Origin of the sequence: Hymenobacter terrenus (assembly GCF_000972495.1) — a bacterium.
GTDB classification, from domain to species: domain Bacteria; phylum Bacteroidota; class Bacteroidia; order Cytophagales; family Hymenobacteraceae; genus Hymenobacter; species Hymenobacter terrenus.
In genome coordinates this window covers 1-8,653 of the sequence record NZ_LATM01000062.1, presented here as the reverse complement: position 1 = coordinate 8,653, position 8,653 = coordinate 1, and the positions used below count along the sequence as shown (strand labels likewise).

Here is an 8,653-nt window from a genome sequence, read left to right as displayed (position 1 = left end):
CAGCAAAAAGCCCCGCTTGCCAGTCGGCAGCGGGGCTTTTTGCTGGGAGCTTTAATCCGCCACGGCCATCTGGGCCGCAACCGGTTAGAATGCCTCCCACAAGGCCACCGCGTAATGGGTTTCTCATCCCACCGATACATATTATTACTTCGCACCTGAATACACTCTCTATGCAACCCTGCCTTATCAGTCGCGTTAAAGCCAATGTATTTAGCTTGAAATTTCCAATAAACTTAGTGCTATGAAAATCCCAGTTGATAAAGGCCAGGATAAAGGTTTTCTGCCCGACGGCCGCCATACCGTCGAAATTACAGACATTGAAGAAGGCATCAGCGAGCACCAGCAGGTGCCATTTTTCGCTGCTCGTATGGAAAACGAAGACGGGTTTGTAACGCAGCGCTTCTATAATTCCGAGGCGGGGCACCCCATCATTTTGCAGCTCTACTCCGCGGCGGGCATCAAGCCCGAAGAGGGCAAAGACCTCGACACCAAGCAGCTCATCGGCAAGCGCCTGTCGGTGGAAGTGGGCGACCATTCCTATGCCGACCCCGCGACCGGCAACGAGCGCAGCATTCGACAGGCCACGGGTTTCCGGGCTGCTTAAAGCGGTTTTGGGCCAGGCGTGCTGTAGCGCGAACTTCGTAGTTCGCGACCCCGACGGATACCCGAACGGCGCGGGGACGCGAACTACAAAGTTCGCGCTACAGCTCGTTTTGGTCTACTAACTCCAAAATCGCTCTAGCGAGCTTTTCTAATTGAAGAAGGCCGCTGCCTATTCGGGCAGCGGCCTTTTTGACGTTTATGCGCCTGGCTTTGCGAGCATGCTACGCGGCGGGGTTGTCGCTTACTTCCAGCACGAAGCCTACGCGGTTCACGTTGCGCAGCTGCACGCGGGCGTCGTGGCGCAGGTGCTTGCGCAGCCGGGAGATGAACACGTCGAGACTGCGGCCCATGAAGTAGTCGTCGTCGCCCCAGAGCTGGCGGAGGATGTCTTCGCGCTTGAGGAGCTGACCGGGGCGCTGGGCGAACAAGGCCAGCAGCTGAGCTTCCTTCTGGGTGAGGCGGGCGGTGCCGGCGGCGTGGCGTAGGGTGAGGTTGTGGGGGTCGAAGGCGAAGCTGCCGAGGGTGGAGCCCGGGGAGGCCGGGGCCGCTGGGGCCGCTCCAGCGGCGCGCTTCAGAAACACTTCCATGCGCAGCACCAGCTCTTCGAGGCTGAAGGGTTTGGTGATGTAGTCGTCGGCTCCGGTGCGCAGGCCGGCGATGCGGTCTTCGCCCAGGGCGCGGGCGCTGAGGAAGAGAATGGGCACCTGCGGATTCAGCTCTCGAATGCAGCGGGCCAGGGCAAAGCCGTCGAGGCCGGGCAGCATCACGTCGAGCAGGCAGAGGTCGAACGGTTCGCGGCGGAAGGCCGCCAGCGCCGCGGTGCCATCGGGGCAGTGGGTGAGGAGGTAGCCGCGCCGCTCCAGGTTGTCGCGGGTCACGAAGCCCAGGTTGGGGTCGTCTTCGGCGTAGAGAATGCGGGCGGGGGCCTTAGGCGCGGGCGGTGGCAGCATGAGCAGGAACGGGCGGAAAAAGAAGGGTAAACGTGCTGCCCTGGCCGGGCTGGCTGCGCAGCAGGATGCGCCAGCCGTGGGCCAGCACCACGTTGCGCACGTAATACAGCCCCAGCCCGAAGCCCTGGGCCGGCCGCAGGTCGTTGGCCGCCGGCACCCGAAAAAACTTGTCGAATACCCGCTGCTGGTGCGCCGGGGCAATGCCGATTCCCTCATCGGCCAGCGTGAGGCGCAGGCGCGGGCCCTCAGTTGCCAATGCCACCCGCACCACGGGCGGCCCGGCGGCATATTTCACGGCATTGTCGAGCAGGTTGAACAGCACGTTGGCGAGGTGCACGGGGTCGGCCCAGACCAGGGTATTGCTGGTGTGTTGTTGGGTATCGGTTGGGAGTTGTCCGTTGTCGGTTTTGCACTGGCTGGCAATAGGCGCGGCACCATTAACAAGCAACTCGATGCGGCCTTCCGGGTGCTTGCCGCTGATGTCGAACTGCCGGATGACGTCGGCCAGTAGGGTCGCCAAGTCCACGGGCTCGCGGTGCAGACGGAACTCGCTGCGCTCGCTCTTGGCCATTTGCAGCACTTTGTCGACTTGCTGGCTGAGGCGGCGGTTTTCTTCCCGGATGATGCTGGCGTAGTTCAGCAGGCGCTGGGGCTGGCTGGCAATGTCGGGCGCGGTGAGCACCTCGGCCGAAATGGCAATGGTGGTGATGGGCGTCTTGAACTCGTGCGACATGGCGTTGATGAAGTCGCGCTGCACCTCCGACAGCCGCTTTTGGCGCAAGATGACGAACAGCGCGTACCCAAAAAACACCACCACCACGAGCAGTAGCCCCGACGTCAGCACCCAGCCGTTGAGGCGGCTCATGAAGTAGGGGGCGCGCTGCGGCAGGTGCAGGCCAAAATAGTATGTGTACTGGCTGTATTTGGGCAGCCGCGTGGGCACGGCAGTCGGTGCCGGGGCAGTGGTGGCACTCACGTAGTTGCCGTACACCATGTGGTCGGTGCCGCAGTCGTAGATGGCGTACTCGTAGTCGAGGCGCAGGTTGAGGCGCCCGAACTCCTGGCGCAGGTAGTAGTCGAGCAGGTTGGCGTCAATCTCACTGTTGACATTCACCACGTAGTAGTTCGACGAGAGCTGGCTCACAGGGCTCTGGTTGGGGAGGGCCACGCGGCTGTAAGCGGCCAGGCGGGTGGCCACGTTTTTCAGGGCGATGTACAGCGTCTGGTCGAGCTGTCGCTCCTCGTTGTCGAAGGCCCGGCGCACCCAGTACACCTGCACCGCGATGATGCCGACCACCGACAGCACCCCAAGCAGCACCACCAGGCGAATGGGCAAGGATTTCATGGCCCGAAAGTACAGCAGTTGAGCGCCCCTTCCCGCGGACCTCCCGGCCATTAACATCTCATTAACAACTGTTGGGTTTTCATTAACAAGCCCCGCCAGAGAGCTCGTCTACTTTTGTTTCATTGCCAGTCCGGCCAAGCTGCGGCTCGCCACCTACTTCATCTGGCCAGATGAAAACCCCTTGTTTCAGCCCTTCATCTTTCACATCAACTCAATCCTACAAGCCCATGAAATCCGTCCTCACGCTCCTCGCCGCCCTGCTGCTGACCAGCACTGCCGCCTCGGCTCAGCAAGCCCTGGCCATGAATACTTCGGCTCCCACATCAGGTAATTTATTCACGGCGCCGGCCGCCATCAAGTGGGAAAAAACTATCCATCAATTTGGCGAAATCAAGCAGGGCGTACCGGTCACGGCCTCCTTCACCTTCACCAACAAGAGCAAGGCCCCCGTGCTGCTGTCCGATGTGCACGGCTCCTGCGGCTGCACCGTGCCCGCGTGGTCGAAGGAACCGATTTTGCCCGGCAAGTCGTCCGTCATCACCGCCACCTTCAACGCGGCCAACCCTGGGGTGTTCAACAAAACCGTAACGGTGACCACCAACGTCGATGGCGCCGGCCCGCAAGTGCTCAGCCTGCAAGGCACGGTGGTGGGGAAGTAATTGGCCCCTAACGTGCACCTCACCCCCTGACCCCCTCTCCAAAAAAGAGGGGGCACCGGACATGCTCCTGATAGTGTAAAAGAAAAGGCCACTGCAAAAGCAGTGGCCTTATTTCATTGAGAGTAGTCATCCTCACGAGCCGGTGTCCCCTCTTTTTTGGAGAGGGGGTCAGGGGGTGAGGTGCACGTTAGGGCGTGTTCGTCACCACTTGCCCGGCGGCCGACTGCGCCGCGCCCGGCTCCTTCAGCGTGCCCAGTTCCTTGCCTACTTCGATGAAGGCAGCAATGGCCTTGTCCAAATGCGCGCGGGTGTGACCAGCCGAAAGCTGCACTCGGATACGGGCCTGGCCCTGCGGCACCACGGGGTAGTAGAAGCCCACCACGTAAATGCCCTTATCCAGCATTTTGGCGGCGAATTCCTGGGCCAGCTTGGCGTCGTAGAGCATGACGGGCACGATGGGGTGCTGACCGGGGCGGATGTCGAAGCCGGCTTCGGTCATATTCTCGCGGAAGTATTTGGTGTTTTCTTCGAGCTGGTCGCGCAGGGCGGTGCTTTCGGTGAGCAACTCCAACACGCGCAGGGAGGCACCCACGATGGCCGGAGCCAGGGTGTTGGAAAACAAATACGGCCGGCTGCGCTGGCGTAGCATGTCGATGATTTCCTTGCGGCCCGAGGTGAAGCCGCCCATGGCGCCGCCTAGGGCCTTGCCCAGCGTGCCGGTGATGATGTCGATGCGGCCCATCACGTCGCGCAGCTCGTGGGTGCCGCGGCCGGTGCGGCCCAGAAAGCCGCTGCTGTGGCACTCGTCTACCATCACCAGGGCCTGGTACTTGTCGGCAAGGTCGCAGATTTTGTCGAGCTGGGCGATGGTACCATCCATCGAAAACGAACCGTCGGTGACGATGATGCGGTGGCGTGAGCCCTTTGCCTGGGCGTCCTGAAGCTGCTTTTCCAGGTCAGCCATGTCGTTGTGCTGGTAGCGGTAGCGCTGGGCCTTGCACAGGCGCACGCCGTCGATGATGCTGGCGTGATTCAGCGCATCGGAAATGATGGCATCCTGCTCATTAAACAGCGGCTCGAACACGCCGCCGTTGGCATCAAAAGCGGCGGCGTAGAGAATGGTGTCTTCGGTGCCCAGGAACTCGGCCAGCTTCTGCTCCAGCTGCTTGTGAATGTCCTGCGTGCCGCAGATGAAGCGCACCGACGACATGCCGTAGCCGTGCGTGTCAATAGCTTCCTTGGCTGCTTTAATTACCTCGGGGTGCGACGACAGGCCCAGGTAGTTGTTGGCGCAGAAGTTCAGTACCTCGCCGGCTTCGTCGGTTTCAATTTCGGCGCCCTGGGGCGAGGTAATGATGCGCTCCTTCTTGAAAAGGCCGGCATCCTTGATATCCTGAAGCTGCTGTTTGAGGTCGGGCTGGAGGGTGGTATACATAGTGGCGGGCTGGGTTTTAATTACTGAGCCAAAGATACGGGCTGAAGATACCGGGCTGAGTCTGCCGGCACTTTTGCCTGACCTACCAATTGGTCCACTTACTGCGGCTTCGATGGCAAGTCAGGAAATACAAGCCCCCCGGTGGCTCGACTACCTTTTCCACCGGCACCCGCGCGCCGAACTCAGGGCCTGGGGGCGGCGCCTCCGCTACTTCCGCTTCTGCAAGGCAATTGGCGGCCACGCCAACGATGGCGACCAATTGTTGGCCGCCCTGCGCTACGCCGACCCCGCCGATTTGCGCCAGCTATTGATGCAATTGGACCTGCCCGTGGCGGCCGTCGGCAGCGTCAAGATTTTTCCCTCCGCCGGGCAGGTTACGCTGGCTGGGGAGCGGGTATTCGTGTGGGTGCGGACTGCACCCGTCCCACAGCTTGAAATTTCCATCGTCGACCTCGATAATCTTTACGAAGTGACCGGGGCCCGCCGTGGCCGCCGCCGAAGCGGTAGAGATGATACTAGCTCCTTATGAGTCGCGAATTATCGACCCGCCTTTGGTCAACTACCACTGCGTTTGCCCGGCCTACTATCCGGAGCTGTGGGCGGATGCGCCGCCTGGCCGTTAGTAAGGTGGCAGGCGCAACTTTCGCCGTGCGAAAGCCTCACGCCAAGAATTAACTAACACTGGTCTTGGTATTTATCAATAGGTGCTATTTGTGCTCCCCGATACGTAGCAGGGCACGCATGGCTCGTTTACTTTTACAGCGCCGCCAGCCGGATGCCTTCGCGGTAAGGCGTGGCCGCGAAGAACTGCTTCGCAAACTTCGAGCTGTCGAACACATACGGCCGGTCGTTCTGGTAGAACATTTCTACCGACTCGCGTACCGGCTCCACGAACAGGCCTACCGCCCGCATCATGAGCTTGGGCAAAGAGTTGATTTTGGCGGCTACCCCGTAGTGCGCGGCGGCCTGCTCGGCAAACTGCCGGGCCGTGAGGGCCGGGGTCGCGGTGGGCAGATGCCAGGTTTGGCCGAAAGCACCGGGCGTGTTGCCGAGCACAGCCGTGGCGCGGCCCGCATCGGGGGTGAAGGTGAAGGAGTGGGGGAGGTCGAGACCGCCGGGCCACTGGGCGGCTTTGCCTTTTTTGAGATTGTCCAGAATGAGCATGTTCGGGATAGCATTAGTGATGGCTGGCCCGTAAAAATCGGCCGCCCGGGCTATCAGGGCCTGCACTCGGCCGGCCTGTATGGCGTCGAGTAGCTGGCGGGCAATGCGGGCGCGCACCTCGCCCTTCCGGCTGATGGGGTTGAACGGCGTGGCCTCCGTCATGGGGCCTTCCACCGCACCGTACATGTACACGTTGTCGAAAAAAACGAGTTTCGCACCGTGCTGCTCGCAGGCTGCCAGCACGTTGGTCATGATACGCGGCCAGTCGCGCTGCCAGGTGCTGGTGTTGTAGGGCAGGCCCGCCACCAGGTACACCACCGAGGAGCCCGCCACGGCGCGCTCGGTCCGGGCAGGGTCGGTGAGGTCGGCGGGCCACAACTCGTCGCGAGGATTTACGCGTTGCGGCTGGCGGCTGACGAGACGCAGCGGCTCGGTGGTGAGGGTCGGCAGGTGCCGGGCCAGTTCGCGGGCAATAGTGCCGTTAGCTCCGAGAATGGTTTGCATGGGACGAGGTGGTTAAGGTGATTGAATTACCACACAAAGGTCCCGGCGCTGGCCAGCCTATGTCATTAACTTTAGTTAAGAAAATCGACCAGCTATAAACGTTTACGGATGCGACTCAGGCTCCCGGGCTTGATGCCGAGGTAGGAGGCGATGTAGCGCTGCGGCACGTGCTCGATGACTTTGGGGCGCTCGCGCAACAGGTTGAGGTAGCGCTCGGTGGGCGAGTCGTAGATGAACGAGAGCTGGCGCTTGTGGTAAAATGTATAGAGATGCTCGAAAAATGCCCAGAGCAGCTTGTCGATAATCGGGTAGCCGAGGGTGAGTGCCTCCACCTCCGCCAAGCGCGCCCGCCAGATGGTTCCACTCTTGAGCACTTCGAGGTTCAGGCGCGTGGGGGTGCGCTCGCGCAGGCCCACTACATCGCCCAGCAGCGTGGGACCGAAGTAGAAGCTCGACGTAATGTCCTCGCCATCTGAGCGCAGGTAGTAGCCGCGCACGACGCCGCTGGCCAGGAAGAAGACGTCCTCTATATAGTCGCCGTCCTGCTGAAGGTGTTGTCGACGGCTCACTCGTACCGGCTGGAACAGGGCAAATAGCGCCGTGGCCACATCGTCGGGCAGGGGGTAGAATGTGCGCACGAAGGCCGAAAAAACGGGCAGGCTCATGGTGAAGGAATAGCAAAAAGCGTTTGGGGCGGCCTTCGTAAAGCTAGGCACTAGAATGCGTACCCCTGCCGGTATCTTTGTGCCCGCAATCCCACCCCGCCGTTTCACTTCAACCCCGACTACGCGCATGGCCCCCACTTCCGGCGACCCCGACACCTCTGTTTTACCCGGCTCCGTGCTGGTTATTGGCGCCTGCGGCCAGCTCGGCCTGGAGCTGGTGGCTGCCCTGCGCCAGCGTTACGAGCCCCACTGCGTGGTAGCCGCCGATGTGCGCCCCCCCAAGAACCCCGAGATGCTGGCCGGCGGCCCCTTCGAGCTGCTCGACGTGCTCGACCGCACCCGCCTCGACAAGCTCATCCGCCAGTACCGCCCCAGGCAGATTTATCACCTTGCCGCTCTGCTCTCGGCCACGGCCGAGAAGAACCCGCTCTTTGGCTGGCAGCTAAACATGGATGGCCTGCTCATTGTGCTCGAAGCCGCCGTGGCCCACGGCGTCGCCCAGGTGTATTGGCCCAGCTCTATTGCCGTATTCGGCCCCGATACTCCGCGCGACAACACACCGCAGGTCACCATCATGAACCCCAACACGGTGTACGGCATCAGCAAGCTGGCCGGCGAGCAGTGGTGCGAGTGGTACCACCGCAAGCACGGTCTCGACGTGCGCAGCCTGCGCTACCCCGGCCTCATTGGCTACAAGAGCCTGCCCGGCGGTGGCACCACCGACTACGCCGTCGATATCTATCACAGGGCCGTAGCCGGCGAAAATTATGAGTGCTTCCTCGAAGAAGACACCTATTTGCCGATGATGTATATGCCCGACGCGCTGAAAGCAACCCTGGACCTGATGCACGCCCCGGCCGACCAAATCAAGGTGCGCACCAGCTACAACCTGGGCGCGATGAGCTTCTCGCCGGCCGAAATCACGGCCAGTATCCAGCAGCACGTGCCCGGTTTCCGGGTGACCTACAAGCCCGACGGCCGCCAGCAAATTGCCAACTCCTGGCCTGCCAGCATCGACGACTCCGCCGCCCGGCAGGATTGGGGCTGGCAACCCGATTTTGACTTGGATAAGATGACCGCCGACATGCTGTTGCATTTGAAGGAGTTGCAGCCCGCGTAAAGCAGGCGGCCGTGGCCCGTAGCAACAGCCAGAAACACAACTGGCCTCCATCACAAGGTCAAGCAAAAGTCCGTTATGGGTAGCAAAGCACGCGAGATGCTTTGCTACCCATAACGGACTTTTGCTTGACCATTTTGGGCTGATTTTAAAAATTATCTTCTTACTAAGTACCCAGCCAAAAGTAACCAGGCCTTACTTTAGGGTATGA

General features: G+C 61.2%; 9 protein-coding genes. 4 read left to right on the top strand and 5 right to left on the bottom strand.

Annotated features, from left to right (window positions below; all coding sequences use genetic code 11):
• Positions 1 to 241 precede the first annotated feature (241 nt).
• Positions 242 to 604, top strand: coding sequence for a hypothetical protein (locus tag WX88_RS26070; RefSeq protein ID WP_046247366.1), 363 nt, complete (start codon positions 242 to 244; stop codon positions 602 to 604).
• A gap of 220 nt (positions 605 to 824) precedes the next feature.
• Here the strand turns inward: WX88_RS26070 and WX88_RS26065 are convergent, their stop codons facing one another.
• Complete coding sequence (locus WX88_RS26065) at positions 825 to 1,553, bottom strand: response regulator transcription factor (protein ID WP_046247365.1); 729 nt, start codon at positions 1,551 to 1,553, stop codon at positions 825 to 827.
• Positions 1,531 to 2,898: a sensor histidine kinase gene (locus WX88_RS26060; RefSeq protein ID WP_046247364.1), complete on the bottom strand. Its 1,368-nt coding sequence runs from the start codon at positions 2,896 to 2,898 to the stop codon at positions 1,531 to 1,533. The genes WX88_RS26065 and WX88_RS26060 overlap by 23 nt, the downstream gene beginning before the upstream one ends.
• A 227-nt stretch (positions 2,899 to 3,125) precedes the next feature.
• Between WX88_RS26060 and WX88_RS26055 the strand changes: the two genes are divergently transcribed.
• Positions 3,126 to 3,557: a DUF1573 domain-containing protein gene (locus WX88_RS26055; RefSeq protein ID WP_052733132.1), complete on the top strand. Its 432-nt coding sequence runs from the start codon at positions 3,126 to 3,128 to the stop codon at positions 3,555 to 3,557.
• Between the two features lie 187 nt (positions 3,558 to 3,744).
• Here the strand turns inward: WX88_RS26055 and kbl are convergent, their stop codons facing one another.
• On the bottom strand, positions 3,745 to 4,992 hold the full coding sequence (gene kbl / locus WX88_RS26050; RefSeq protein WP_046247363.1) for a glycine C-acetyltransferase: 1,248 nt from the start codon (positions 4,990 to 4,992) through the stop codon (positions 3,745 to 3,747).
• Positions 4,993 to 5,104: 112 nt separating this feature from the next.
• Here kbl and WX88_RS28400 point away from each other — a divergent pair, with 112 nt between their 5' ends.
• The gene (locus tag WX88_RS28400) at positions 5,105 to 5,521 is read left to right on the top strand and encodes a hypothetical protein (RefSeq protein WP_052733131.1); all 417 of its coding nucleotides are present in this window, start codon (positions 5,105 to 5,107) and stop codon (positions 5,519 to 5,521) included.
• 227 nt (positions 5,522 to 5,748) lie between these two features.
• On the opposite strand, the gene WX88_RS26040 is transcribed toward WX88_RS28400, so the two are convergent.
• Complete coding sequence (locus WX88_RS26040; RefSeq protein ID WP_046247362.1) at positions 5,749 to 6,660, bottom strand: NAD-dependent epimerase/dehydratase family protein; 912 nt, start codon at positions 6,658 to 6,660, stop codon at positions 5,749 to 5,751.
• A gap of 92 nt (positions 6,661 to 6,752) precedes the next feature.
• Positions 6,753 to 7,325: a Crp/Fnr family transcriptional regulator gene (locus tag WX88_RS26035; protein WP_046247361.1), complete on the bottom strand. Its 573-nt coding sequence runs from the start codon at positions 7,323 to 7,325 to the stop codon at positions 6,753 to 6,755.
• Between the two features lie 127 nt (positions 7,326 to 7,452).
• Here WX88_RS26035 and WX88_RS26030 point away from each other — a divergent pair, with 127 nt between their 5' ends.
• Complete coding sequence (locus tag WX88_RS26030) at positions 7,453 to 8,445, top strand: NAD-dependent epimerase/dehydratase family protein (RefSeq protein ID WP_046247360.1); 993 nt, start codon at positions 7,453 to 7,455, stop codon at positions 8,443 to 8,445.
• Positions 8,446 to 8,653: the final 208 nt, after the last annotated feature.

Coding starts and splice junctions, on each gene's coding strand:
- WX88_RS26070 (WP_046247366.1), top strand. CDS start 242: ATGAAAATCCCAGTTGATAAAGGCCAGGATAAAGGTTTTCTGCCCGAC.
- WX88_RS26040 (WP_046247362.1), bottom strand. CDS start 6,660: ATGCAAACCATTCTCGGAGCTAACGGCACTATTGCCCGCGAACTGGCC.
- WX88_RS26055 (WP_052733132.1), top strand. CDS start 3,126: ATGAAATCCGTCCTCACGCTCCTCGCCGCCCTGCTGCTGACCAGCACT.
- WX88_RS28400 (WP_052733131.1), top strand. CDS start 5,105: ATGGCAAGTCAGGAAATACAAGCCCCCCGGTGGCTCGACTACCTTTTC.
- kbl (WP_046247363.1), bottom strand. CDS start 4,992: ATGTATACCACCCTCCAGCCCGACCTCAAACAGCAGCTTCAGGATATC.
- WX88_RS26060 (WP_046247364.1), bottom strand. CDS start 2,898: ATGAAATCCTTGCCCATTCGCCTGGTGGTGCTGCTTGGGGTGCTGTCG.
- WX88_RS26030 (WP_046247360.1), top strand. CDS start 7,453: ATGGCCCCCACTTCCGGCGACCCCGACACCTCTGTTTTACCCGGCTCC.
- WX88_RS26065 (WP_046247365.1), bottom strand. CDS start 1,553: ATGCTGCCACCGCCCGCGCCTAAGGCCCCCGCCCGCATTCTCTACGCC.
- WX88_RS26035 (WP_046247361.1), bottom strand. CDS start 7,325: ATGAGCCTGCCCGTTTTTTCGGCCTTCGTGCGCACATTCTACCCCCTG.